The organism is Clostridium sp. AM29-11AC, from assembly GCF_003480545.1.
GTDB classification, from domain to species: Bacteria; Bacillota; Clostridia; order Lachnospirales; family Lachnospiraceae; genus Otoolea; species Otoolea saccharolyticum_A.
The window spans coordinates 106,115-132,636 of record NZ_QUJI01000001.1; the positions used below are offsets into that span (position 1 = coordinate 106,115).

Below are 26,522 nucleotides of genomic sequence, written 5' to 3' on the forward strand. Positions count from 1 at the left end.
ACTTTTACTAAAAACAACTATATAATTAACTTAAAAAAGTAACATAATTGACAAGCAAAAAACATGCCATTTAGTAAAAATTACCATTTCCGGTGATCGAAACTCTATGGCGGCAGAACACAGATACGCACCGAACGGTGATGAAAACTGGCTGAAACAGGAGGTATGAATGTTATGCAGATGAGAGCAAAGAAAAGGTGGGAGGATCAGACGCTGATAGGGATCGGGCGCCTTAAGGCCCGTACTTCTTTCTTTACTGACTCCGCTGAGCGCGTTTCCTTAAATGGAAACTGGGCGTTCAAATATCTGACCGCGCCGGAGTACAGCCCTCAGGGGTTTGAGAGAGGGGATTACGATACAGCGGACTGGGATTCGATTGAAGTTCCGTCCTGCTGGCAGTTAAAGGGATACGACCACATGCACTACACGGACGTGCTTTACCTCTTCCCTCTGAATCCGCCCTATGTTCCGACAGAAAACCCGACGGGAATCTACAAAAGAAACTTTGAGATCCCCACGGAGTGGATGGAGAACGAAACCATTCTGCGCTTCGAGGGAGTGGACAGCGCCTATGATGTCTGGGTGAACGGAGCCCATGTAGGCTACAGCAAGGTATCGCGCCTTCCGGCAGAGTTTAACATCTCTTCCTATATTAAGGAGGGAGAGAACCATGTGGCAGTGCGCGTGTACAAGTGGTCCGACGGAACGTATCTGGAGGATCAGGACATGTGGTGGTTCAGCGGAATCTACCGGAATGTATCGCTGCTCAATGTGCCGGTACACAGAATTGAGGACTGCCGCGTTCACGCAGATCTGGACGACACTTACACTAAGGGCTGTCTGGAAGCAGACGTCCGCCTTTCCAGTGAATCAGGTACTCTTGTATGGAGTCTGACTGACCGGGAGGGCAATGAGGCAGCAGCCGGCAGCGTGCCCGCCGCAGGCCAGGTTAAGATTTCAGCTGAGCTTGAGAACGTACATACATGGACAGCGGAAACGCCTTACCTCTATACCCTGAATCTCTCTCTCAAAGACGGACAGCAGGAGCACAGAGTCAGCATCCGCACAGGCTTCAGACGGATTGAGGTAAAGGGAAATGTGTTCACAGTCAATGGAAAGGCAATCCTCATCAATGGAGTCAACCATCACGACTATTCGCCGGAGGGCGGAAGAACGGTGGATCCTGAGGTGATGAGACAGGACATTATCCTGATGAAACAGAACAATATCAACGCAGTGCGGTTTTCCCACTATCCGTCCATCGAGGCGATCTACGACTACTGCGACGAGTACGGACTGTATGTGATTGATGAGGCGGATCTGGAATGCCATGGTTTTGAGTGGGCTCATGTATACGACATGATCACCGACAATCCTGAGTGGGAAACAGCCTATGTGGACAGAGCTGTGCGCATGGTGGCCAGGGACTACAACCATCCGTCCATTATCATGTGGTCTCTGGGAAATGAGTCCTATTTTGGAGTGAACTTTAAGAAGGAAGCTGAGGCGATCCGCGCCATGGATTCCTCACGTCTGATCCACTATGAGGGCGATTTTGAGGCGGAGATCACAGATGTCTACTCTACCATGTACACAAGGCTCAAGGGATTGAAGGAGATTGGCGAGACGAAGATCAAGCACAACCGCCCCCACGTCCACTGCGAGTACAGCCACGCCATGGGAAATGGCCCGGGATGTCTTGCCGACTATCAGGAACTCTACCGCACCTATGACAGACTCCAGGGAGGCTTTATCTGGGAGTGGTACGACCATGGAATTAAAACGGTGGATGAAAACGGAACCGTCACCTATAAATACGGCGGAAATTACGGCGACTTCCCGACCAACGGAAACTTCTGCATCGACGGCCTTCTGATGCCTGACCGCACGCCGTCTCCGGGACTTGTGGAGTACAAGCAGGTAATCTGCCCGGTATCCATTAAAAAACTGGGAGATTCCGGGGATCTCTATGCAGTGAAAAACTACTATGACTTTAAGACCCTGGAGGGAATCCGCCTGGACTGCACCGTGACAGACGGAACAGATACTCTGGCCCAGTTTACAGTTGACGGGCTTAGCACAGAGCCGGGAAAAGAAGAAATCGTGACGATTCCTCACACCAGCCTTGACCTGAAAGACAACAGAGATTATTATTTAAATATCTGCGTAAAGGAAAAGGAGGCTACCTCCTATGCGCCTGCAGGCCATGAGCTGGGTCTGTACCAGTTTGCACTGCCTGAGAAGAGGACGGTATGCACGCCAAGGATGGCAGGGGCTGTCCGCATAGCACAGACTGATACAGCAGTTACGGCAGAGTGCAGCGGAACGGAGTTTGTGTTTGATAAAGTTCACGGCAGCCTCACTTCCATGAAGCGGGGAGGAGAGGAGCTCTTAGTGAAAGGTCCCTCTCTCACCGTAGATCGGGCTGACATTGACAACGATATGTACAAAGTGGATGACTGGAAGAATAAATACTTTATCTCCAGAGGTATGGAGGAGTTAGAGTATATGACCGTCAGGGAGCTGGAAGGAAAGGCCGAGATCTACATTCAGAAATATTTCGGCTGCTACAACCAGGCCTGGGGCTTCAGACTTGCTTACGTCTACACAGTGTACGGAGACGGAAGCATGGATGTGAGCCTGAACGGCAAGGCGATCCGCAATCCGGAGTTCGAGCCGGAATTCCTGCCGCGCATCGGCGTAGAGCTTGCGGTAAACCGGGCATTTGACACGGTTTCCTGGTATGGAATGGGCCCGGGAGAAAATTACTGTGATTCCAGACAGGCGGCCGTGATGGGTGTCTACAGGACGACAGTAGAGGGAATGCACACAAATTATGTGAAACCTCAGGAGAACGGACACCGGGAGGATGTCAGATGGCTTGCCCTGTCAGGAAACGAGAGCGGAATTCTCATTAAGGCCCGTGAGAGTTTTGGCATCAATGTGCACGATTACTCCACGGAGGCTCTGAGAAATGCAGCTCATCCCTGTGAGATCAGGAAAGAGGATGCGGTGATTATCAATCTTGATTACAGACACTCCGGCCTGGGAAGCAATTCCTGCGGGCAGGAGCAGACAGACAGCTGCAAGACAGGAATTGAGGATTTCTCCATGGGATTCTCAATCCAGGCCGCTGCAAAGCAGGAGGCTGAGGGACTGGCATTCGTCAGACACTGTTAGAAGAAAGCTGTACTCCGGTTCGGGATATGCCTGCAGGCAGCAGGAAATAAAACATCTTAAGGAAGAGAAGAATTACATATGGCAACAATCAGGGATATAGCAGAGAAGGCGCAGGTTTCCATCAGCACAGTCTCAAGAGTGCTGAATTACGATGAAACGCTGAGCGTCAATGCGGCGACAAAAAAGAGAATATTTGAGATGGCTGAGGAGCTGGAGTACAGAAGCAAAAATCAGAAAAAGCGCAAGAAAAAACTGTCCCTCCTTCTGATTAACTACTACTCGCTGGAGGGGGAGGTGGAAGATCCCTACTACATCTCCGTGCGCATCGCCATAGAGCGCCGGGCGGCAAAGCTGGGCTACAGGCTTACCAGCATATCGAGAGGGGATGAGTTCCGCCAGACAGGATTTGACGGAGTGCTCTGTCTGGGAACTTTTGAGGAGGAGGAGATCCGGCGGATCGACGCTCTGGGTCTCCCCACCGTCTTCGTGGACAGCAATCCGGACGATACGAAGTATGATTCCATCGCCTTTGAGCTTCGAAGGGAGTCCAGAAGGATTCTGAATTATCTCTGGGACTGCGGTCACAGAAAGATCGGCTTTATCGGCGGCAATGATACGGAAGGCACAGGGCTGGAGGAAAACCCCGACAAAAGAACCCTGGAATACCGTCTCTTTATGGAAGAGAAGGGAGTCTACCGACCGGAATATGAGCGGATTGGCACCTTCACATCCAGAATGGGCAATCACTTCATGAATGAGCTGATGGCGCTTCCGGATCCGCCCACTGCCGTTTTCGTGGCAAATGATTCTCTGGCCATCGGCTGCCTGAACGCCATCAGCCAGGCTGGAAAGCGCTGTCCGGAGGACTACAGTGTGGTGGGATTTAATGACATTCCGACAGCCAAATATATGGTTCCGCCTCTCACAACCATGCGTCTGTACATGGATTTTATGGGGGAGAGGGCAGTAGATCTGCTGAGCGACCGGATTTTTACCAAACGCGAGCTGCCCATGCAGATCACGCTGCCGGCTAAACTGATGATCCGGGAGAGCGTGCGCTGCCTTGACGGCGAAGAAAAGTAAAACGGATTCGTTGTTATAACGAAAAAACGAAATCATCCCGGGCTGCAGGCAGAACATTTTCGTCATTTTGCCTGAAAATACATGTCAACCGGGAATGCAACGTCAAAACGACGAAAAAGGCAGCCTGTTTTTGTGGGCTGTGACATGGAAAAAGCGGCCGGAATTTTGTATACTCTGACCAGCAGGAACAGGTGGGAAGACGGCCTGAATATGTAAAAAAAGAAAAGGAGAAACGCTATGTCAACAGTTAAGTTAGAGCACATCTGCAAAAAATATCCTAATGGCTTTGAGGCTGTAAAGGATTTTAACCTTGAGATTGGCGATAAGGAGTTTATCATCTTCGTAGGCCCCTCCGGCTGCGGAAAGTCCACAACCCTCCGTATGATTGCAGGACTCGAGGAAATTTCCGGAGGCGATCTGTACATTGATGACAAGCGGATGAATGATGTGGAGCCGAAGGACAGGGATATTGCCATGGTATTCCAGAATTACGCGCTCTATCCCCATATGACCGTGTACGACAACATGGCATTCGGACTGAAGATCAGAAAGGTGTCTAAGGAAGAAATTGACAAGAAGGTTCATGAGGCAGCCAGAATTCTGGATCTGGAGCATCTCCTCGACAGAAAGCCCAAGGCTCTCTCCGGCGGACAGAGACAGCGTGTTGCCATGGGACGCGCCATTGTCAGAAATCCGAAGGTATTCCTGATGGACGAGCCTCTTTCCAATCTGGATGCAAAGCTGAGAGGACAGATGCGTATTGAGATCTCCAAGCTCCACCAGAAGCTGGGAACAACGATTATCTATGTAACACATGACCAGACCGAGGCCATGACGCTGGGAACCAGAATCGTTGTTATGAAGGACGGAGTGGTTCAGCAGGTGGATACGCCGGAAAATCTTTACGACAGACCAGGAAACAAGTTCGTTGCCGGATTCATCGGAGCGCCTCAGATGAATATGGTGGATGCAGATGTAAAGGAGAACGGCGGCAGCGTAGTGCTGGAGTTCTGCGGACAGAGCATTACCCTGGATGCAAAGAGAGCGGCTGTCTTAAAGGAGAAGGGTTACATCGGCAAGAAGATTACTCTGGGAATCCGTCCGGAGGATCTGCACGACGAGACAGACATTGAGCGCGCAAACAAGGATGCCTGCCTCCATGCAACCATCCGCGTATACGAGATGCTGGGAGCTGAAACCTTCCTGTACTTCGATATGGACAGTGCAACCTGGACGGCAAGAGTAAATCCTTCTGTCCGTGTAAAACCGGGCGACAGCGTTAACCTGTATATGGATACAGAGAAGCTGCATGCCTTTGACATTGAAACAGAGAACGCAATTTTTAATTAACAGCGCAGGAAAGAGGCGCGCGCAGGCGTGCGCCTTGCAAGCGCAGGGGGAGGATGCCGCCGGGGAGGCGGTGTCCTCTTTTGCGGTTGTGCGTCTGCCATAAAAATTCACCTCTTTGTCCCTTTTCTCATAGTATAAGGTAAAGCTGGACGAACCAGCTTGATGAATGAGGAGGATATTTTTATGGGAATTATAAATGCAAATAAGAGGATAAATGAGGAAAGAATCGAGTGTGGCGGAACCGTTAAGGTAACCCTGTCACTGGCAGCCTGTCCCTGTATCGGCAAGGAATCTCATGACATTGTATTTGCAATCGACCGTTCCGCGAAAATGGAAGGGTCGGCTCTTGAGGCTGCGAAAAAGGGGATCAAGGCCTTTATTGAGACTCTGGAGAGAGAGTCTGCACAGCCGGAGGGATATGCAGGAGAAAAGAGAGTGGGGCTTGTGAGCTTCTCTGATACTGCAACCGTGAACTCCATGCTTTCTCCTGTTGTGGAGCAGGCGGCAAGGGCGGCAGAGGGACTGACTGCCGGCGGAAAATCCAACCCGGCAGAGGCGATCCGCGCAGCTGTGAAGCTGCTGGATATGAAAACGCCTGGTGAAAAAATGCTTTTCCTGATTACAGACGGGCAGACACCATTCAGGAGTCAGACTGACAGCGCAGCTGCTGAGGCCAGACAGGCGGGAGTTACTGTTTACTGTATCGGAATTGCCGCCCCTGACGGGGTAAACCGGGAAGCACTCCGCTCGTGGGCTTCAGGGCCGTCCGATTCCCACATCATCGAGATTTGGGAGCTGGGTGAAGCCCAGACAGCATTTGAGCGCCTTATGAAAAATGGCTGCAGGCACGGGGCCACAAAGATTGTAATTAACGAGGAAGTAAACAGCGACTTTGCCATTACAAGCATTCTGACTCCGACCAAGGGAACGGCCACCATGATCAACACGACCACACTCCAGTGGAAGATTGACAGTCTGGGCTGCCGCAAATGTGAGGGGGCGGTTCTGGAGTTCTATATCAGAGACGTGTCCCAGGAAGGAGGCCGGAAATTCGTCAACCACTGCATCAGATACTGCGATGCAGAGGGAAATGAAGTGTCATTCCCGAATCCATGTGTTCACGTGGAGTGCTGCGGGGAGGTAAGGCCCGATCACTGTCCTGAGGCAGTGGATTTCACAATCGACGGATGTCAGGACGTGGAGGTAGTAGATGTGGGGAGAATCTGCCAGGAAGGACTTGGAAGAATCGTAGAGCTGAATGCAACTGTCAGAAACGTATGCCCCGGAAAGAGGACCGCGCTGGCAGCCATTCTCACCGAAATCGGCATGAACGGAGAAGAGTGCGAGCGCGGAATGAAAATTTTTACAATCCCGGCACAGAATGGAAAAAAAAGCTGTGATATCCAGGTGAAGGGAATCCGGTTTGTACTCCCGGAAGATCTGAATGACTGCGGAGGGTGTTCGATATGCAGAAAGAGAAGGCTGAGAGCCAGACTGATTGCCCACAGCATTGACAGCGGGTTTAGCTGCGGTGATACAGAGACAAACAGGGGAGGCGGATGCCGGGAAAGCCTTCTGGATTAGAAGAGCCAGGCAGGATAAAAAAACAGAGGTACAGGCAGGAGGAAAAGGTTGAATTCAAACAGCACATTTCAAACGACACTGGAAGAAATAAAGAAAATAACAGGGATAGAGCTGATGCTGCTGCGGCCGGGAGGGGGGATGACGGCGTTCACCTGCCCTCCCGGCAGGGAGGATACTGAACGGGCGGAACAGTTTGCCGCCTCAGGCGCAGATTTTCAGAGTTTTGGAGAGCTCTGCTTGGTAAAGGTTGCTGACAGAGGAAAGACAGAATTTGTTCTGGCTGGACGGGGAAGCGGAGATGTTCTCACCTGTCTGCGCCTGGCTGCTCTCCAGATTTCAGGGCTAATCCGCTTCCAGAAAGACAGATTTGACAGGGAAAACTTTATAAAGCGTGTGGTTCTCGGACACCTTCTCCCGGTCGATGTGGACGATCAGGCAAAACGGTTTCGGCTGGACGGCAGAGTGTCAAGAACAGTATTTCTGATAGAGACCAGAGAGGACGGCGGGGATTCGGACGTGATTCTTCAGATTCTTCGCCCCCTCTACGGGGAAACGGCAGGCGGCTTTCTGTTTAAGACAGCCCACAGAAAGTATGTCTATGTCAGAACCATGCGGGAGGGAGAGAGCACAGAGGGGCTGGAGGAGATAGGGCGCAATATCGTCGACGTGATCAATACGGAGGGGATGCAGGATGCCTGTCTCTCCTTTGGGACTCCTACCAAAAAGCTGAGCGGACTTTCCGAATCCTACAGAGAGGCCTGTCTGGCAATGAGAATCGGGCGTATCTTCAGCAGGGAAAGCCATGTGGTGGCCTACGACCGGCTGGGGATGGGGAGGCTGATTTACAGTCTCCCTATGCCTCTGTGCAGGAAGTTTCTGGACGAGGTATTTGCCTTTGCAGGGCCGGATGAGCTGGACGAGGAAGCGCTGATGACGATCCGCCAGTTCTTTGACGACTCCTTAAACATTGCAGAAACGGCCAGACATCTCTATATTCACAGAAATACTCTGGTTTACCGGCTGGACAAGCTGCAGAAACTGCTGGGACTGAATATCAGAAATTTTGAGGACGCCATGCTGCTGAGGCTGGGACTTATGGTGCACGAGTATGTGAAGGAGAAGGCGGAAAATATTGACGAAGAGGACATATAAAAACGCACCGCAGCGGCTGTACATGCCTGAATGAGGGAAAGCAAAAGACAGCTGCAGGGATTAGAGAAAAGAAAATGAGGGAAAAACGATGATAGAGCGTATTTTTGACACAGACAATGGGTTCTGGCAGACGGTCGGAAGGGTGGGCGACCTGATTCTTCTGACGCTTCTGACCTTTGTCTGCTGCATTCCGGTTATCACAGCAGGGGCATCCCTGTGCGCCATGCACTATGTGTGCTTTAAGATGATGGAAAACGACAACAGCAGTACAATAAAAAATTTTTTTCACAGCTTCAGACAGAATCTAGCCCAGGGAGCTGTCATGACCCTGATTATGGGGGCGGCCGGATTCCTGCTCTGGTATGACGGATGGTTTCTCCGGCAGATCTCCGGCACGCCGCTTGGGAGCGGAATCCTGTTCTTTGCAGGCTGGGCGCTTTATATTTACCTGCTGTTTGTCTATGTTGTGCTGTTTTTGTATCTGTTTCCGCTCCAGGCGAGGTTTTACAACCCTCTCGCCGTGACGTTTAAAAACGCAGTGATAGCCGGATTTAAAAATCTTCCGAAGACGGTGATGATGCTCATCGGTGATGGATGCGTATTTCTGATCATAGTTCTCTGCTTTGTCTATTTTCCGCAGATAGCCTTCCTTCCGCCTCTCATTGCTCTGCCCCTCTGTGCCTGGTACAATGCCTGGGTACTCAGAGGACTGCTGGGGCTTGTTCCTGGAAAGCTTGACCTGCCTGTGCCGGACGGCGGCGATGTTAAAGAGCCGAAGACCCGGGAGCAGAGAGAGGATGAAAAGTAGGGGGAGGGAGAAATAAATGAACCATTCATCAGCAGAAGAATACAAGAAAGCCAGGCGTGCGGGGCTTAAGGCGTTTCGGGAGGCAGCCGGAAAGGGAAAGTATCCCTATCTGCCGGCTCTGGACGAGATGCTCGCCCACACGAAGACAGCCGGAAGAATACCCATAGGTGTGTTTGAGATTCCCCTTTCCCGGGTGACGGGCACAAAGACGGCAGCCCGCTCGGAGAGCTTTGCATGCAATTTTATGCCGATACTGTCGGAAAAGACAGAGTTTTCCAGCAAATGGGAGCAGCTCTATATGGCTCAGCTTTCAGAGGGAATCCGCGACCCCATTAAAGTCTACGAGTATATGAACCATTTCTATGTCCGGGAGGGAAATAAGCGGGCCAGCGTTATGAAGTATGTGGGTGCCGCGGGAATTACAGCCGAGATTATCCGCATTCTGCCTAAGAGGGACGGAAAGAAGGAGACGGAAGCCTTTTACCAGTATGCGGAATTTAACCGCGTGACAGGGATTTTTGATCTTCTCTTTTCGGAGCCGGAGTCCTACCGGAGACTGGCAGACTGGTTCGATGAGGATCTGGTGAGCAACTGGAAGGAGGCCCATGTGAAGGAGCTTCGCGCTGCCTTTGCCCGGTTCTGCAGCTGTTATCAGAAAAAGGCCGGGAAAGAGGAACTGAGCGAGGAGAGCGATGCATTCATAACCTATCTGCAGATTTTTGGCTACAGCGGTCTTCTGGAGGAGAGCGACGGGGAGATCCGGGCAAGAATTGAGAGGGTATGGCAGGAGCTGGAGCTTGCAAAGAAGGAAAAAAAGGTGGCCCTTATCGAAGATGAGGAGGTGGTGGAACGGGACGGAAAGCGCGAGAGGGACAGGGGAGGCCTCTTCGGCTATCTGCTCCCCGGCGCAGAGCAGAAGAAGGAGTTCCGCGTCGCCTTTATCAACGACAAGGAGCCGGAAACCTCAGCCTGGGCCTATGGGCATGAGCTGGGCTGGCAGGCTCTGAAGGCAAAGTACGGAAACCGAATATCCGTTTCAGTGTTTAATAACTGCGGCAGCGAAGAGGCGGTCAAAGATGCGCTGGCAAAGGCGGTGCTCCAGAAAAACGATATGATCTTTACCACCTCTGCGCAGATGCGCAGCCAGGCTCTGGAGGCCGCGGTCAACCATCCGGAGGTTAAGATCCTGAACTGTTCGGTCAATGCTTCCTACCGCTCCATCAGAAGCTATTATGCGAGAATGTATGAGGCCAAATTTATCCTTGGCATGATCGCCGCATCCATGGCTGAGGACAGCCGGATCGCCTATGTGGCAGACTATCCCGTTTACGGAGCTGTGGCGAATATCAATGCCTTTGCCATCGGAGCCCAGATGATCCGGCCTGATGCAAAGGTTTACCTGAAATGGTCAAACCTTAAGAAAACCGGGTGGAAGAGGGAGATCCGAAAGGGCAGATTTTCGATTGTATCCGGCCCGGATCTCAAGCTGCCCGCAGAGGAGAGCCGCATGTTCGGCCTTCTGCGGTACAACCGGAAAAAGGAAGTATTTGAAAACCTGGCCATGCCGTTTATCGACTGGGGAAGGTATTACTCCCTGCTTGTGGACTCTGTGATGGATGGGAATTTTAACTCAAAGGAGATCACAGGCAGCGGAAGGGCTGTCAACTATTTCCTTGGAATGTCTGCCGGCGTAGTGAGCGTCCTTCTCTCATCAAGAATCCCCTACGGGACGAAAAAAATGATTGATCTGTTTGAAAAGGAGATTGTGCAGGGGAATCTGTCGCCTTTTGACGGGGAGATACGCACCAGAAAGGGAAAGCTGAAAGGAGAGGGAAGCGGTCCCCTGAGCGCTTTTCAGATCGTCAAGATGGACTGGCTCAATGAAAATGTAGTCGGGCGGATCCCTTCAGTGGACGAATTCAAGGATGATGCAAGAGCATTTCTGGAGGCTCTCGGAGTAGAGGTGGAGGAGCCGGAGGAGACAGACGGAAATGATGCGGCACAGAGCCGGGAGGCAGGAAGGAGCAAAAATAATGAGGGTTCTGATTATCGCGGATGAGGAGTCCAGGGCGCTTTATGATCACTATGACAGTTCCAGGCTGCGGGATGTGGACCTGATCCTCTCCTGCGGGGATCTGAGCGCCTCCTACCTGGAATTTCTTGTGACAATGGGACATGCCCCTGTGGTCTACATTATGGGAAACCATGACGACCGGTTCCGCGCACATCCGCCGGAGGGCTGCATCTGCGTGGAGGAGCGGGTGTTCAACTATAAGGGGCTTCGCATTGCCGGACTGGGGGGAAGCCTGCGGTACAAGCCGGACGGCATTTACATGTACACGGAGGAGGAGCAGAAAAAGAGGGTTCAGAAGCTGAAGCGCCAGATTCAGAAATACCACGGGATCGACGTATTCCTGACCCATGCCCCTGCCAGGGGGCTGGGGGACGGAGAGGATTTCCCTCACCGGGGCTTTGAATGCTTTCACGAGATCCTGGACGAGTTCCATCCCAAATATATGTTTCACGGACACCAGCATCTGAATTACGGCTCTGGGACCAGGGAAAACAGAAAGAACGATACGAGAATTATCAACGGCTATCAGTCCTGCAGGGTGGAGATCGGGCCGGAGGAATACCCGGCTGAGTATGAAAATACGGGTTCCCTGATTTTTGATCTGTACAATAAGCTGAAGCGGCAGGGAAAGCAGTAAAAAGCCCCGGGGCATCTCCTCTGAATCCCCTCTTGCCGCCAACTGCATTTTGTGATAGACTAAAACAAGTTTGAACATTCATTTCGGCCGATTCTGCGCCGCAGACGGAGGATGACGCCTGTTGGCAAAGGGGCAGGAAGACCAGGTATTCCGGGCAGTGAGGGTTCAGACTGCGCTAGGAAGTAGAAAGGCCCTAGGGCCGGACAGAGGAGGAAGACATAAGTATGAGCAAAAAGCGTTCAATCGAGACAACGTGTATTCAGGGAGGATGGCAGCCGGAGAACGGAGAGCCAAGAATCCTTCCGATTTACCAGAGCACGACATTTAAGTATTCCACCAGCGAACAGATGGGACGTCTTTTCGATCTGGAAGAGAACGGATACTTTTACACCAGGCTTGCTAACCCGACGAATGATACAGTGGCAAACAAGATCTGCGAGATGGAGGGCGGCGTGGCTGCTATGCTGACTTCTTCCGGACAGGCGGCAAACTTCTACTCTGTATTCAATATCTGCTCGGCAGGAGATCATTTTATCTGCGCAGCTACCGTTTACGGAGGCACCTCAAACCTCTTCACTGTCACCATGAAAAAAATGGGCATTGATGTAACACTGGTGGATCCGGATGCCTCTGAGGAGGAGCTGGATGCAGCCTTCCGCCCCAATACCAAGTGCGTTTTCGGCGAGTCCATCGCCAATCCGGCCCTGGTGGTGCTGGACATTGAGAAGTTCGCCAGGGCGGCTCACAGCCACGGCGTTCCGCTGATCATCGACAACACCTTTGCCACGCCGATCAACTGCCGTCCCTTTGAGTGGGGAGCCGATATTGTCACACACTCTACCACGAAATATATGGACGGCCACGCCATGACCGTGGGCGGCTGTATCGTGGACAGCGGAAATTTCGACTGGGAGGCTCACAAGGACAAGTTCCCGGGCCTTACCACCCCGGATGCCTCCTACCATGGAATTATCTATACGGAGAAATTCGGAAAGGGCGCATATATTACAAAGGCTACCGCACAGGTGATGAGGGACCTGGGTTCCATTCAGGCTCCGATGAATGCCTTCCTGCTGAATATCGGCCTGGAGACGCTTCACCTGAGAATGCCGCGCCACTGTGAAAATGCCTTAAAGGTGGCTGAATACTTAAAATCCAGAGAGGATGTGGCCTGGGTCAATTATCCGGGGCTTGAAGGAGACAAGTATTACGAGCTGGCGAAAAAATATATGCCAGGCGGAACGTGCGGCGTAATCTCCTTCGGGTTAAAGGGAGGAAGAGAGGCAGCGGCTGTCTTCATGGATAAATTAAAGCTGGCAGCGATTGTGACACATGTGGCTGATGCGCGCACCTGCGTCCTGCATCCAGCCAGCCATACACACCGCCAGCTTACAGACGAGCAGCTTGTGGAGGCGGGAGTGGATCCGGCTATGATCCGCTTCAGTGTAGGCATTGAAAATGCAGACGATATTATTGAGGATATTCGCCAGGCTCTTGAGGACTAGGAGGGGAGCAGGGAGAAAATTCTCAGCTGAAGATATGAGGAGTAAAGCAGAGAGAACGGGGAGCGGCTTTAAGGCGCGCCCCGTTCCTTTGAATTTCCGCACAGGAAGGGCCTGAGGAGAAAGGCGGATATACAGGAGAAAAGAGAGATGAAAAAGAGAAAAAAACTGCTGAGAATCGTGTTTGGAAGAACGACCCTTGTGGTTCTGTTCCTGCTGATTCAGGTGGCTGTCCTGCTTTTGGGAATTTCGTGGCTGGAAGATTATACGCTCTATTTCTATGGAGCTTCGGTGATTCTGAGCGCAGTGGTTCTGATCTATATTATCAGTGCAGATGAGAGCAGCACCATCAAGCTGTCATGGGTAGTGCCTATCCTGGTGTTTCCTGTGTTCGGAGTTCTGTTTTATCTGTTTGTGAAGCTGCAGGTGGGTACCAAACTGATAGGGCTCAGGCTCCAGGTGACGGCAGCCGAGACAGCTCCCTATCTGAAACAGGATGAGGCCACGGCACTGCGCTTTAATGAGATAAGCTCCAGCCAGGGAAATCTGGTGAAGTATATGAACCGGTATGCCGGCGTTCCCGTATATGCCGACACGGCTGCCAAGTATTTTCCTCTCGGAGAGGACATGTTCGAGGAGATGAAGCGGGAGCTGAAACAGGCTGAGCACTTTATCTTTATGGAATATTTTATTGTGGAGCGGGGAGAGATGTGGAACAGCCTTCTGGAAATCCTGGAGGAGAAGGTGAAGGAGGGAGTGGAAGTCCGGGTTATGTACGACGGCATGTGCTGCCTGATGCTGCTTCCCTATGCCTACCCCAAGACGCTTCGGGAGAAAGGAATCAAGTGCAAGATGTTTTCTCCTATCCGTCCGGCTCTGTCCACCCATCAGAACAACAGGGATCATCGGAAAATCTGTGTGATTGACGGCCATACGGCTTTTACGGGAGGCGTAAACCTGGCTGACGAATACATCAACAGGAAGGAGCGGTTTGGTCACTGGAAGGATACGGCCGTCATGCTGAAGGGCGAGGCGGTGACAGGATTTACGATGATGTTTCTGCAGATGTGGAATGTGACGGAGTGGGAGAAAGAAGATTATGATCGTTATCTGAGGAAGCCTGAGTACGAATTTCCGCCGAATCTCGACCGTTCCGGCTTCGTCATCCCCTATGGCGACAGCCCTCTTGACAAAGAGAATGTGGGAGAGCAGGTGTACCTGGATATACTGGGGCATGCCAAGAGGTATGTGCACATTATGACGCCGTATCTGATTCTGGATGACCAGATGATCAATGCCCTGCAGTATTCGGCCAAGAGAGGCGTGGAAACCGTGATTATTATGCCTCATATACCAGATAAGAAGTCGGCCTACCTGCTGGCCCGCTCCTATTATGAGGAGCTTCTGAGAGCCGGGGTGAGAATCTATGAGTACACGCCTGGTTTTGTACATGCGAAAGTTTTCACCTCCGATGATGAGAAAGCTGTGGTGGGAACTATCAATCTGGACTTCAGAAGCCTTTACCTTCATTTTGAGTGTGCTTCCTACTTCTACAAGCATCCGGTAGTGGCTGAGGTGGAGACGGATTTTAAACGTACTCTGGAAAAATGCAGGGAAATTACAGTGGCTGACTGCCATAATTACCCTTTTATCAAGAGGTTTGCGGGAAAGGCTCTGAGGCTGGCTGCACCTCTTATGTAAAACCATGAACCATATGCCTTCCTGCCTCATAGTATGGCGGTGAGAGCCTGCTGGGAGCCGGGCGGGCAGATGGAAGGAAATGAAAGACTGGAGAGCTTAGAGGAAGATGACAATGACAGAAGGAGCACTGGTACTGGAGGGAGGATCCCTGCGCAGCATGTTCACCGCCGGGGTCCTGGACGTACTGACAGAAGAAAAGATTGTGATGTCCTATGTAAACGGAGTATCTGCCGGGACAATGGCCGGCATGAACTACATTACCGGACAGAAGGGAAGGATGCTTCAGATTAATGAGGAGTTTCTCCACGATAAGCGGTACATGGGGATGAGAAGCCTGCTCAAAAACAGGCTGGTCTTTAACTTTGATTTTGTCTTTGGGGAGCTGTCTAATCAGCTGATTCCCTTTGATTACCAGGCATTTTTTGCCTCGCCTCAGAAATTCGAGGCGGTTGCCACCAGATGCAGGACGGGAAAACCGGAGTTTTTCGAGAAAAGCCGTTGCGGGGAGATGATAAAGGCAGTGCAGGCTTCCGCCAGCATGCCGCTTCTGTCGCGGATGGTGACAGTGAACCACAGAAAGTATCTGGACGGCGGAATTTCCCTTCCCATCGCCTATCAGAGGGCCATGGACCTGGGGTATGAGAAAGTGGTTCTCGTGCTTACGAGAAACAAAGGATACAGAAAAAAGCCCCTGAGCCGGATGACTATCCGCGCCTATGAGCGCTATTTTGCGCCTCTGCCAAAACTTCTGGATTCCCTCTATGAGGTGCCGGAGCGCTATAACTGGATGCAGGAGGAAATTGACCGGCTGGAGGAAACTGGGAGAATCTTTGTGATCCGGCCGGAGCAGCCGGTGCGCGTCTCCAGGCTTGAGCAGAATCTCGGAAAGCTGCGGGCCCTTCACAGAGAAGGGATCGAGACGGCAAAAAAGAGGCTTCCTGCGCTCCGCGCCTACCTGGAGATCGGCTGAGCCCTTGGCTGAAAAGTCCGTCAGACCAGAAAAGGCGATCTTGCAGCCTGTCTCTGGTTGCCGTTCCCGGCTGTTCATGCTACAATCAGTGTATAGTGTGAACAGGAGGAAGGACGTATGAAATATATTGATATGCACTGTGATACCCTTACACGTCTCTACGATCTTGGGGCGGAAAATACAGGGGAATCACTGAGAAAAAACAGCGGCCATCTGGATTTGGAAAGGATGAGGGCTGGGGAAGCGCTTATTCAGTGCTTTGCGATTTTTACGAATCTGAAAACCCAGCCGGATCCCTACAGATACAGTATGGCCGTTTGTGATCTGTTCTGGAGGGAGATGGAAAAAAACAGGGATGTGATTTCTCCGGTCCTGTCGGCTGAGGATCTTTTAAAAAACGAGAATCAGGGGAAGATGTCCGCCCTTCTGACTATAGAGGAGGGAGCAGTGTGCCGGGGAGAGACAGAGATTTTACGGGAATTTTACGAAAGGGGAGCCAGGATGATGACTCTGACCTGGAATTACCCCAACGATCTGGCCTGGCCAAACAGGATTGACTTTGAGAGAGGAATCATGGAGCCGGAGACAGAGAAGGGGCTGACTAAAAAGGGCATCGCTTTTCTGGAGGAGATGGAGAGACTGGGAATGATTATCGATGTGTCGCACCTGGGAGATGCGGGTTTTTTTGAGATGGCAGAGCACACTAAAAGACCTTTTATCGCCAGCCACTCCAATGCCAGGGGGGCGGCTGGCAATGTGAGGAATCTGACAGATGAGATGATACGTCTCCTGGCTGACCGGGGAGGGGTTATGGGAATCAATTTCTGTCCGGCCTTTTTAAGTGCCAGCCAGTCTATGCAAAAAGGGGGCGGGCAGAGCTTTGTGAGGGATATGGTGTCACAGATGAAATATATCAGGAATGTGGGAGGAATTGAGTGCATCGGCCTTGGATCAGATTTTGACGGCATCACGGGAGAACTGGAAGTGGATTCGCCGGCGGCCTTTTGGAAAATTGCAGATGAGATGCACCGCCAGGGATTTGCGGCTTCTGAGATCGAGTCGGTGTTTTACAGGAACGCCAGACGCGTTTTTACAGAAATTTTACATTAAGCTGTGAGCGGACTTTACATAGAACTGATATAGTTAGAACATACTTTTTACAATAGATTTTACAATAAAAGTTTTACAATAGGGGAGAAAAATCATGTCCATATCAGATTTGGGGATGCTGTTTCAATTTGCCGGAGGCCTTGGGATGTTCCTCTACGGAATGGCAACCATGGCCGACGGCCTTCAGAGAACTGCCGGCAGCCGTATGCAGCACATGCTGGGAGTCCTCACAAATAACCGGCTGCTTGGAGTGCTTGCCGGAGCAATCGTGACCGCCATTATCCAGAGCAGCTCTGCCACTACGGTTATGGTAGTGGGATTTGTAAATGCAGGGCTCATCAATCTGCTCCAGGCCACTGGAATTATTATGGGTGCCAATATCGGCACCACGATCACCAGCTGGATTGTATCCATGAGCGAGTGGGGGGAGGTGCTGAAACCGGAATTTTTTGCTCCGTTTTTATTTTTCATCGGAGCTTTCCTTGTGATGTTCACGAAAAGCCACAAAAAGAAGGAGGGCGGTGAGATCCTGATAGGGTTTGCCCTTCTGTTTATCGGCCTTTCCTTCATGTCCTCATCCATTGAGCCCTACAGGGATGCGCCTGTTTTTTCTCAGGCCTTTCAGACCCTTGGACAGAATCCTCTCCTGGGGGTTCTCGTGGGTCTTGTGGTAACCGCTATTATCCAGAGCAGCTCCGCATCTGTGGGAATCCTTCAGACTCTGGCGCTGAACGGGATGGTAAACTGGCAGTCAGCCGTATTTATTACCCTGGGCCAGAATATCGGAACCTGTGTCACGGCTCTGCTTTCCTCAGTGGGAGCCAGCCGTACGGCAAAAAGGGCAGCAGTGATTCATCTGCTGTTTAATGTGTTCGGAACGATCCTCTTTGGAACGATCATGTTTATTGTGTTCTTCCTGAACCCGTCCTTTGCGGCTTCCAGTGCGGACAGCGTGGGAATCTCGATTTTTCACACCATTTTCAATGTGTCCAACACGATTATCCTGTTCCCGTTTGCAGGGCTTCTCGTAAAGACCGCCTGCGCCATTGTCAAGGAAAAGAAGAGTGAGCGGACCGAGGACGATGTGGAGACAGATATTCTGCGCCATCTGGACGACAGACTGTTAGAGTCTCCGTCTTTTGCCATTGACACGGCTGAGAAGGAAGTTATCAATATGGGAAAGGTTGCCATCGCTAACCTTAAGATTGCCACGGCAGCCCTGACAGACAGGAACGAGGCCTTCTGCAACGAGGTTTTTGAAAATGAGAAAAAGCTGAACCACCTGGATACGGTTCTCACAGACTACCTGGTTAAGATCAACAATCTTTCCCTGAACGACAGCCAGCACCTGCTGGTAAAGAATCTGTTCTACACAATCGGAGATATTGAGCGTATCGGCGATCACGCGGAAAATCTGGCAGAGCTGGCCCAGACAGTCATCAGAACAGGCAGTCCCTTCTCAGAGAGCGGGGAGGAGGATTTAAAGAAGATTTCCGGAGCAGCCCTGCAGTCTGTCGAGACGGCTGTGGAATCCAGAGAACACAAGGAGCTTTCAAAAGTACGCCAGGCCGCACGGTATGAGGAGGCGGTGGACAGCCTTGAGGAAGAGTTAAAGGAGCTTCACATGGAGCGTCTTTCCAACCGTGAATGCAGCACCGAGAGCGGAGTGATCTTCCTCGATGCTATCAGCAACTATGAGAGAATTGCCGATCATGCCAGAAATATTGCAGGCTATGTGAAAGAGGAGATACAGTAAAATGAAGCACCTGATTTATGTGACAGAAGACGACGAAAATATCAGAAACCTGATCTGCGTGGCGCTGGAGAGCTTTGGATACCAGACGCGCTCATTCGAAACAGCTGAGGAGGCTCTGGAAGCGGTGAAGGAGGCCCAGGGGGATCTCCCCTCCCTCTTTGTCTTTGACTGGATGCTGCCGGGAATGGACGGGATGGCTGCAGTGGGGAAACTTAAGGCTGCTGCAGAGACAAAGAAAATTCCCGTTATGATGCTGACGGCCAAGGACAGCGAGCTGGATGTGGTGGCAGGACTGGACGGGGGAGCAGACGACTATATGACAAAGCCCTTTGGAATTCTGGAGTTTTCTGCGCGTATCAGGAACCTGCTGAAACGTTTCAGCGACGACAAGCAGGAGGGAAAAAACCTGTCTGTGGGAGATATTTCCATCGATCTGGAGAAACGGGAGGTCAGGATGCGCGGCCAGGAGGTGGAGCTCACCCTGAAGGAATACGAGCTTCTCTGCTATCTGATGGAAAATACCAGCAGAGTTGTGACAAGGGAGGAGCTCCTCGATCGAATCTGGGGCTATGATTATGACGGAGAGACGAGAACGCTCGACATGCATATTAAGACTCTCAGGCAGAAGCTGGGGGAGGCAGGACACAGTATAAAGACGGTCCGGGGCGTCGGGTACCGGATCAGCTGACGGCAGACTGCAGAAGTGCGGGAAAATCGGGGGAAAGACAGAATGAAAACGGCGATATTCAGAAAATTTATTCAGCTTCTCATAATGGCTCTGGCACTGAACAGCGTGATTCTCTACATAGTGACGAGCAGCGTAATCCTGAAAAACAGCAGGGAAGATATGGAATTCACTCTGGAAACCATGGACAGCGCCCTGGAGTATGAGGGAGATCTGAAGGCTCAGGCAGAGAAATTTACGAGGGCCGCCAGTCTGAACAACAGCCGTCTGACGATCATCCGGCCCGATGGCGTGGTCGAGGCTGACACTGGGGTAAGGGATGCATCAGAGCTGGACAACCACATGCAGAGGGAGGAGATTCAGGAAGCCCTGCAGGATGGGGTGGGAGACGCAAGACGCCGCTCCAAAACCCTGGGACAGGAAATGCTCTATGTAGCTATTCAGTCCTCTTACTCAGACTGTATTCTCAGACTGGCAGTTCCCTATACGGGAATGAGGGAGTATACGATCATGCTTCTTCCGGCTATTCTTCTGAGCTTTACGGTTGCCCTCATAGGCTCTGTGCTGGAGGCGGACCGGTTTTCCCAGTCCATCACCAAGCCCCTTCTGGAAATATCCAGAGAGATGATAAAGGTGAACGGAGATTACACGGATTTTCATTTTGAAAAATGCGAATACCCGGAGATCAATGTGATCGCGGACACAACGACCCGTATGTCGACAAATGTTCGGGAGTATCTCAACCGCCTGGAACAGGAAAAGCAGATTCGCCAGGAGTTTTTCAGCAATGCGTCCCATGAGCTGAAAACGCCGATCACCTCCATCCGCGGGTATGTGGAGCTTCTGGACACTCCCATGGCTGACAATGCGGAAATGCGGAAGGATTTCCTTAGCAGGATCAAGAAAGAGGCAGTCCGCATGACTCGTCTGATTGACGATATTCTCATGATTTCCCGCCTGGAGTCGGGGGGAGCGCAGGCGGAGCTTAAAGATATCCGTACCCTGGAAATTGCCAGGGAGGCAGCTTCCTCTGTGGAGGGGATGGCCAAAGAGAGGCGGATTCAGGTGGAGACAGATGCAGATGACTTCCTGATCTGTGCCGATGCAAGGCAGATGGAAGAACTGTTTACAAACCTGCTCAGCAATGCGGTCAAATACAATCTGGACGGGGGAAGGGTGTGGCTTTCCCTGAAAAAAGAGCGGAAGGATATGGTTCTGATCGTTTCAGACAACGGAGTGGGAATTCCGAAGGAGAGCCTTGGGAGGATTTTTGAGCGTTTCTACCGGGTGGACAAGGGAAGAAGCCGCAAGCAGGGCGGCACGGGTCTCGGCCTTTCCATTGTAAAACACATTGTGAATTTTTATCACGGTACTGTTAAGGTTGTCTCCAGTCAGGAGGAGGGAAAGAGAGGCACCAGCTTTATTGTGCGGCTTCCCATCGCAAAAGAATAGACAGGGAGAGGGAAGAAAGTTTTTGGCTTCACAGCAACAGCAGCTGCCAAAAGATTTCTTCCCTTTTTTGCCAGAGCTGACCCGGCAGATTTATCAGGTGTAAGAACTTCGTCTGAACTTTTCGGGATTTTTTATGGTTTGTACCGGGGATTTTCAGGATATGAGATCCCGGACGGCTGCAGAGGGGCGGGCAAAATCTGAGGCGGTGGGGCAGGTACATAAAACCTGTTGTTATTTTACACAAAAACAGGCACCTGAAATTATGCAAAATGCTGATTTTGTGCTTTAACGCGTTGATTTCGTGGGATATTAAAGAAATAAAATTGACGCGGCGGAAAATGTGTAGTAAGATTGCGGTAAGCCTGAAAACGAAAAAAGAATTCTGGAGAAAAGAAACTGGGAATGCCAGTTGGAATGGAGGAGATGTTATGAGAAAAACAGGAAAAATGCTTGCGGCGGCCATGGCGGCAGTGATGGCTCTTTCTATGGCGGGCTGTTCGGGAAATACAGGTTCAGGCACAGAGAGCGGCAGCGCCGCCCCGGAGACGAAGCAGGAGGCGTCGTCTGAGGGCAAGGCAGGGGAAGGAGCCTCTGATTCAGGTGAGGAGTTCAAGATTGGCGTGCTTCAGCTCACCCAGCATACGGCCCTTGACAAAGTAAACGAAGGCTTTGTAGCAGCCATTGAGGATTCAGGGCTCAACGTGCAGCTCGATCAGCAGAATGCTTCCGGAGATCAGTCTGCCTGCCAGACGATTGCGCAGATGCTGGTGGACAGCGGAAACGATCTGATCTTTGCCATTGCGACTCCTGCGGCACAGGCTGTGGCAGGAATGACGGACGAGATCCCGATTGTGGTCAGCGCAGTGACAGATCCGGCAGAGTCGGGTCTTGTGGAATCCAACGAAAAGCCAAACTGCAACGTGACAGGAACCTCCGATCTGACTCCCGTAAAGGCCCAGATCGATCTGCTCCAGAAGCTCCTGCCCGATGCCAGGACAGTGGGAATCCTCTACAGCAGCGCAGAGGCCAACTCCGAGATTCAGGCAGAGATGGCAAAGGAGGCTTTAGAGGAGGCGGGAATCCAGTACAAGGATTACACAGTTTCCAGCACCAATGAGATCCAGACTGTGGTGGAGTCCATGATTGGAAATGTGGATGCTATCTACACGCCAACGGACAATACCATCGCTTCCGGATATGCGACGGTAGCCATGATTGCCAATGAGAACAAGATCCCGACGATCTGCGGAGAGAGCGGTCAGGTGGATGAGGGCGGCCTTGTCACCTACGGAGTAGATTACTATGAGCTGGGCTATATGGCAGGCGAGCAGGCAGTTGACATCCTTGCAAACGGGGCAGACATTGCTTCCATGCCGATTGAATACATGGACAATGCAGACTGTGAGCTGAAGATTAACGAGGACACGGCTGCAGAGCTTGGAATCGATATGTCTGTGCTGGAGGAAGAGTAGTATGGCAGGTATTCTCTCATCCCTTCAGGGAGCGGTGGGACAGGGCATTCTGTGGGGAATCATGGTTCTTGGAATTTATATTACCTTCCGCCTGATGGACATTGCGGATTTAACCGTAGACGGCAGCTTCGCTCTGGGAGGGAGCGTCTGCGCAGCCATGGTGGCAGATAAGGGGATGAATCCGGTGGCGGCCCTCGTTATCTGCCTGATTGCCGGAATGATTGCCGGAGCGGTGACGGGAATTCTGCATACGGTGTTTGAGATACCGGCGATTCTGGCGGGAATCCTCACTCAGATTTCTCTCTGGTCGGTAAACCTGAAGGTCATGGGAAAGAGCAACATGAACCTGGGAAAGGCAGAAACGCCGTTCTCCTGGCTGAAGGAGACTCTGGGGATCAGCCAGAGCCAGTCCATGATTCTGGCAGGACTGGTAGTGACGGTATTAGTCATTGTGTTCCTCTACTGGTTTTTCGGTACAGAGCTGGGAAGCGCCATGAGGGCAACCGGAAACAACGAGGATATGGTGCGGGCTCTGGGGGGCAACACAAACCGCTACAAGCTGCTGGCCCTGACGGTGAGCAATGGCCTGGTGGGCCTTTCAGGCGGCCTTGTCTGCCAGGGACAGGGATATGCGGATATCCAGATGGGAACAGGAGCCATTGTCATCGGCCTGGCGGCCATTATTATCGGAGAGGTGCTTCTCGGAAGGCTGGTGCCGTTCTACTGGAAGCTGATCGCCGTGGTGGCAGGCTCTGTTATCTACCAGATTATCAGGGCTGTCGTTCTGAGACTCGGCTTTGACTCGGACAATATGAAGGCCCTCACAGCCATTATCGTGGTGGTCGCTCTGGCGATCCCCGTCCTGATGGCCAGATACAGGCAGAAAATGGCCTACACGGAAGGAGGAGAGGAAGAGTGCTGACCATCACAAAGGTGAGAAAGACCTTCAACAAAGGGACAATCAATGAAAAAAAGGCCTTGAACGGCATAGATCTCCATCTGGACGAGGGAGATTTCTGTACAATCATCGGCGGCAACGGAGCCGGAAAATCTACTATGCTCAATATGATTGCCGGCGTGTATCCCATTGACTGCGGAAAGATCGTGATTGACGGGGTGAATATTTCCAGGGAGCCGGAGTTTCGGCGGGCCAAATATATCGGCCGCGTGTTTCAGGATCCCATGAGAGGGACGGCGGCCAACATGGAAATTCAGGAAAATCTGGCTCTGGCCTACCGCAGAGGGCAGAAGAGAGGCCTTGGCTGGGGGATCAGGAGCCGTGAGAAGGAGCTCTACCGGGAGCTTCTGGCTCAGCTCGGTCTGGGACTTGAGGACCGGATGACAAGCAAGGTGGGACTTCTTTCCGGCGGACAGAGGCAGGCTCTCACCCTTCTTATGGCTACGCTTCAGAGGCCAAAGCTCCTTCTTCTGGATGAGCACACAGCGGCCTTGGATCCCAAGACGGCGGCCAAGGTGCTGGAGCTGACAGAGCAGATGGTGGCAGGTCAGAAGCTGACTGCCATGATGGTAACCCACAATATGAAGGACGCCATCCACATCGGAAACCGCCTGATTATGATGCATGAGGGAAAGATTATTTACAATGTGGCGGGAGAAGAAAAGAAACATTTAAAGGTAGAGGACCTGTTGAGGAAGTTTGAGCAGGCCAGCGGCGGCGAGTTCGCAAATGACAGGATGATGCTGGCCAGATAGGGAATGGGAAGGCGCAGAAAAACTGCAGCAGATGAAAGACATTCGAAGGATTAAAGCGCAAAATGCAGGTCCTACTGGAAGGGGCGGCCGGAAACCACGCAGAGGAAAAGAGGCGGGGGTTTCCGGCCGCCCTTGTTTTGACGTTCCCGGACCTGTCTTTGTCCGCTCCGAATCTTTTGGGGAAAAAGAATCACTGCCGGGATGCAGGAGGGAAAAATCCTCCTCTTTTTTGTTGGCAACAGGCCGGATTAATGATATAATCATACGCAGCAATCTGCCCTGTGAGTGCAGGGAAAAGAAAAACCGTGGACCAATTTGAGACAGGAACGGAGAATATAAATGAATGATAAACAGGATTTGGAAAATTTAGAGAAAACAATCCAGGAGGAGTCAGGAAAGCCGGAGGAGTCAGGAAAGCTGGGGGATGCAGCAGGCGGCAGTGCATCAGGCATCAATGAGCAGGAAAGCAGCACAGACGAGCTGGATCTGGACACTCTGGTTCTGGAGGATCTGGATCTGGAGGGAGAAGAGGAGACGGCCCCTAACGGCGGCCGGCCGGAGCGCCGGATTTTCAAACGTCCTGCAGAGGAGGATTTGGGCGGTCAGTCCTCAGAGAGCAGCGCCGGCATCCTTCAGAGCATGGACCGCAGCATCAGTAAGAAAAATAAAAAACGCAGGGGACTGTATCGGGAGTATGCCCTCATCGGGATTGCGGCTGTCGTGATTCTGGCGGGAATTCTGTTTGCAGGAAGCCGCCTTCTGGGAAAGAGAGAGGGTCAGGTGGTAAACCCAGGGGGAAATGCTGCAGAGGAGACTCTCTCGCAGGAGGAGATAAAAAAAGTGGAGGAGCAGGCACTGAAAGAGGCAGTGATTGCATCCTACCAGAACCTGGGTATGGTTCAGGTAACCGGTTACCTGAATGTCAGAGAGACGGCCAGCACAGACGCCGATGTAATCGGCAAGCTCCAGGACGGCGGAGCCTGCGAGATCCTGGATGATTCCACAGAGGGCTGGTATCATATTTCTTCCGGCGGGATTGAGGGATATATCAGCTCGGAGTATGTGCTGACCGGAGAAGAGGCAAAGAAGAAAGCCATGGAGGAGGTTGCGCTCCGGGCTACAATTACCGCAGACTCGCTGAATATCAGGAAAGAGCCCAGCACAGAGTCCGATGTGGTGGGACAGGCCCTTGAAAATGAGCGGTACCTGGTGGAAAGTCAGGAGGACGGATGGATTAAGATCTCAAACGGATATATCTCTGCCGACTATGCGACAGTTGCCTATGATCTCAATGAGGCCAGAAAGCTGGATATGAAATCCATGGTTTTAAACCTCTATGATCACCTGGGAATTTCCAGCGTGGACAGCTATCTGAACATCCGCAAGGAGCCCAGCGAGGACGGCGAGATCATCGGCAAGATGACCAGCAAATCAGCCGGTGAAATCCTGGAAACCACAGAGGACGGAAAATGGCATAAGATCAAATCCGGCCCCGTCACGGGCTATGTGAGCGCCGACTACATTCTTACAGGCCAGGCGGCGAAGGATGAGGCTTTAAATGTGGCGGAGCTGATGGCCATCGTCTCCACGGACCGCCTGAATGTCAGGGAACAGCCGTCTCAGGATTCTAAAATCTGGACGCAGATTTCCAACAACGAGAGATATCCTGTCACAGAGCAGTTAGACGGCTGGGTGGGAATCGAGCTGGATACCTCCACAGCCTATGTTTCCACTGACTATGTGGATGTGCGCTATGCGCTGCCGGAGGCAGTCAAGTTCAGCCCTCTGGACGGAAACCAGTCCCTGAGAAACAAGATGGTAAACTACGGGCTGCAGTTTGTGGGAAACCGTTATGTGTGGGGCGGAAACGATCCCCATACGGGAGCCGACTGCTCTGGCTTCGTAAAGTATGTCTACAGCCATGTGGCGGGAATTACGCTTCCGAGAACCTCAAGGGAGCAGGCAAGACAGGGCACGCCCATCAAGTCTTCCCAGATGAGGCCCGGAGACCTGATTTTTTATGCAAACAGCGGAGGAACTGTCAACCACGTGGCCATGTACATCGGAAACGGCCAGATTGTCCACGCAGCCAGCAGGAGGAGCGGAATCAAGATTTCCACCTGGAATTACAGAACTCCGTACCGCATTGTGAATATGCTGGGAGACTGATTCCGTGGGGAGACTGAGCCTGTGCCGTCTGTTTTGCGGTAAGGTGCCGGAGAGACAGCGGCGTTTATAATAAATTTATTTTTTTACAGTCGCTTTTATCGACAAGATATGATATAATTCCCTG

19 protein-coding genes are annotated in these 26,522 nt (G+C 51.8%); all 19 read left to right on the forward strand.

The genetic code is table 11. The features are described 5' to 3' along the window. Nucleotides 1–174: 174 nt before the first annotated feature. Nucleotides 175–3,180 carry a glycoside hydrolase family 2 TIM barrel-domain containing protein gene (locus DW757_RS00530; protein ID WP_118750684.1) on the forward strand — a complete coding sequence of 1,002 codons (3,006 nt, stop codon included), beginning with the start codon at nt 175–177 and terminating at the stop codon, nt 3,178–3,180. A gap of 78 nt (nt 3,181–3,258) precedes the next feature. Beyond that, nucleotides 3,259–4,263: a LacI family DNA-binding transcriptional regulator gene (locus DW757_RS00535; protein WP_015574258.1), complete on the forward strand. Its 1,005-nt coding sequence runs from the start codon at nt 3,259–3,261 to the stop codon at nt 4,261–4,263. 237 nt (nt 4,264–4,500) lie between these two features. Continuing rightward, nucleotides 4,501–5,613: a sn-glycerol-3-phosphate ABC transporter ATP-binding protein UgpC gene (ugpC, locus tag DW757_RS00540; protein WP_015574257.1), complete on the forward strand. Its 1,113-nt coding sequence runs from the start codon at nt 4,501–4,503 to the stop codon at nt 5,611–5,613. 183 nt (nt 5,614–5,796) lie between these two features. Next, entirely contained in the window at nt 5,797–7,197 is a 1,401-nt protein-coding gene (locus DW757_RS17265; protein WP_182433222.1) for a vWA domain-containing protein, read from the forward strand. A gap of 48 nt (nt 7,198–7,245) precedes the next feature. Continuing rightward, nucleotides 7,246–8,349 (forward strand): helix-turn-helix domain-containing protein, encoded by a 1,104-nt coding sequence (locus DW757_RS00550; RefSeq protein WP_118750685.1) that lies wholly within the window; start codon nt 7,246–7,248, stop codon nt 8,347–8,349. An 88-nt stretch (nt 8,350–8,437) separates the two neighbouring features. Further along, entirely contained in the window at nt 8,438–9,157 is a 720-nt protein-coding gene (locus DW757_RS00555; protein ID WP_118750686.1) for a YesL family protein, read from the forward strand. 16 nt (nt 9,158–9,173) lie between these two features. Then, nucleotides 9,174–11,216, forward strand: coding sequence for a BMP family ABC transporter substrate-binding protein (locus DW757_RS00560; RefSeq protein WP_118750687.1), 2,043 nt, complete (start codon nt 9,174–9,176; stop codon nt 11,214–11,216). Continuing rightward, nucleotides 11,191–11,868 carry a metallophosphoesterase gene (locus DW757_RS00565; protein WP_008398057.1) on the forward strand — a complete coding sequence of 226 codons (678 nt, stop codon included), beginning with the start codon at nt 11,191–11,193 and terminating at the stop codon, nt 11,866–11,868. The genes DW757_RS00560 and DW757_RS00565 overlap by 26 nt, the downstream gene beginning before the upstream one ends. Nucleotides 11,869–12,092: 224 nt before the next feature. Beyond that, nucleotides 12,093–13,373 (forward strand): O-acetylhomoserine aminocarboxypropyltransferase/cysteine synthase family protein, encoded by a 1,281-nt coding sequence (locus DW757_RS00570; protein ID WP_118750688.1) that lies wholly within the window; start codon nt 12,093–12,095, stop codon nt 13,371–13,373. A 147-nt stretch (nt 13,374–13,520) separates the two neighbouring features. After that, nucleotides 13,521–15,071, forward strand: coding sequence for a cardiolipin synthase (gene cls, locus DW757_RS00575; protein WP_118750689.1), 1,551 nt, complete (start codon nt 13,521–13,523; stop codon nt 15,069–15,071). Nucleotides 15,072–15,183: 112 nt separating this feature from the next. Next, nucleotides 15,184–16,041 carry a patatin family protein gene (locus DW757_RS00580; protein WP_182433223.1) on the forward strand — a complete coding sequence of 286 codons (858 nt, stop codon included), beginning with the start codon at nt 15,184–15,186 and terminating at the stop codon, nt 16,039–16,041. 117 nt (nt 16,042–16,158) lie between these two features. Beyond that, entirely contained in the window at nt 16,159–17,151 is a 993-nt protein-coding gene (locus tag DW757_RS00585) for a dipeptidase (protein WP_118750691.1), read from the forward strand. A gap of 94 nt (nt 17,152–17,245) precedes the next feature. Then, nucleotides 17,246–18,907 (forward strand): Na/Pi cotransporter family protein, encoded by a 1,662-nt coding sequence (locus DW757_RS00590; RefSeq protein WP_118750692.1) that lies wholly within the window; start codon nt 17,246–17,248, stop codon nt 18,905–18,907. A gap of 1 nt (nt 18,908) precedes the next feature. Further along, nucleotides 18,909–19,595 (forward strand): response regulator transcription factor, encoded by a 687-nt coding sequence (locus DW757_RS00595; protein WP_015574249.1) that lies wholly within the window; start codon nt 18,909–18,911, stop codon nt 19,593–19,595. A gap of 42 nt (nt 19,596–19,637) precedes the next feature. Next, nucleotides 19,638–21,044: an ATP-binding protein gene (locus tag DW757_RS00600; RefSeq protein WP_008398067.1), complete on the forward strand. Its 1,407-nt coding sequence runs from the start codon at nt 19,638–19,640 to the stop codon at nt 21,042–21,044. Nucleotides 21,045–21,472: 428 nt separating this feature from the next. Further along, a complete protein-coding gene (locus DW757_RS00605; RefSeq protein WP_118750693.1) occupies nt 21,473–22,516 on the forward strand; it encodes an ABC transporter substrate-binding protein in 1,044 nt (347 codons plus the stop codon). Nucleotide 22,517: 1 nt separating this feature from the next. After that, a complete protein-coding gene (locus tag DW757_RS00610; RefSeq protein WP_118750694.1) occupies nt 22,518–23,438 on the forward strand; it encodes an ABC transporter permease in 921 nt (306 codons plus the stop codon). Next, nucleotides 23,432–24,229 (forward strand): ABC transporter ATP-binding protein, encoded by a 798-nt coding sequence (locus DW757_RS00615; protein ID WP_008398072.1) that lies wholly within the window; start codon nt 23,432–23,434, stop codon nt 24,227–24,229. The genes DW757_RS00610 and DW757_RS00615 overlap by 7 nt, the downstream gene beginning before the upstream one ends. A 339-nt stretch (nt 24,230–24,568) precedes the next feature. Then, nucleotides 24,569–26,398 (forward strand): C40 family peptidase, encoded by a 1,830-nt coding sequence (locus DW757_RS00625; protein ID WP_243033247.1) that lies wholly within the window; start codon nt 24,569–24,571, stop codon nt 26,396–26,398. The last annotated feature ends 124 nt before the right edge of the window (nt 26,399–26,522 follow it).

Coding starts and splice junctions, on each gene's coding strand:
- DW757_RS00530 (WP_118750684.1), top strand. CDS start 175: ATGCAGATGAGAGCAAAGAAAAGGTGGGAGGATCAGACGCTGATAGGG.
- DW757_RS00535 (WP_015574258.1), top strand. CDS start 3,259: ATGGCAACAATCAGGGATATAGCAGAGAAGGCGCAGGTTTCCATCAGC.
- ugpC (WP_015574257.1), top strand. CDS start 4,501: ATGTCAACAGTTAAGTTAGAGCACATCTGCAAAAAATATCCTAATGGC.
- DW757_RS17265 (WP_182433222.1), top strand. CDS start 5,797: ATGGGAATTATAAATGCAAATAAGAGGATAAATGAGGAAAGAATCGAG.
- DW757_RS00555 (WP_118750686.1), top strand. CDS start 8,438: ATGATAGAGCGTATTTTTGACACAGACAATGGGTTCTGGCAGACGGTC.
- DW757_RS00560 (WP_118750687.1), top strand. CDS start 9,174: ATGAACCATTCATCAGCAGAAGAATACAAGAAAGCCAGGCGTGCGGGG.
- DW757_RS00565 (WP_008398057.1), top strand. CDS start 11,191: ATGAGGGTTCTGATTATCGCGGATGAGGAGTCCAGGGCGCTTTATGAT.
- DW757_RS00570 (WP_118750688.1), top strand. CDS start 12,093: ATGAGCAAAAAGCGTTCAATCGAGACAACGTGTATTCAGGGAGGATGG.
- cls (WP_118750689.1), top strand. CDS start 13,521: ATGAAAAAGAGAAAAAAACTGCTGAGAATCGTGTTTGGAAGAACGACC.
- DW757_RS00580 (WP_182433223.1), top strand. CDS start 15,184: ATGACAGAAGGAGCACTGGTACTGGAGGGAGGATCCCTGCGCAGCATG.
- DW757_RS00585 (WP_118750691.1), top strand. CDS start 16,159: ATGAAATATATTGATATGCACTGTGATACCCTTACACGTCTCTACGAT.
- DW757_RS00590 (WP_118750692.1), top strand. CDS start 17,246: ATGTCCATATCAGATTTGGGGATGCTGTTTCAATTTGCCGGAGGCCTT.
- DW757_RS00595 (WP_015574249.1), top strand. CDS start 18,909: ATGAAGCACCTGATTTATGTGACAGAAGACGACGAAAATATCAGAAAC.
- DW757_RS00600 (WP_008398067.1), top strand. CDS start 19,638: ATGAAAACGGCGATATTCAGAAAATTTATTCAGCTTCTCATAATGGCT.
- DW757_RS00605 (WP_118750693.1), top strand. CDS start 21,473: ATGAGAAAAACAGGAAAAATGCTTGCGGCGGCCATGGCGGCAGTGATG.
- DW757_RS00610 (WP_118750694.1), top strand. CDS start 22,518: ATGGCAGGTATTCTCTCATCCCTTCAGGGAGCGGTGGGACAGGGCATT.
- DW757_RS00625 (WP_243033247.1), top strand. CDS start 24,569: ATGAATGATAAACAGGATTTGGAAAATTTAGAGAAAACAATCCAGGAG.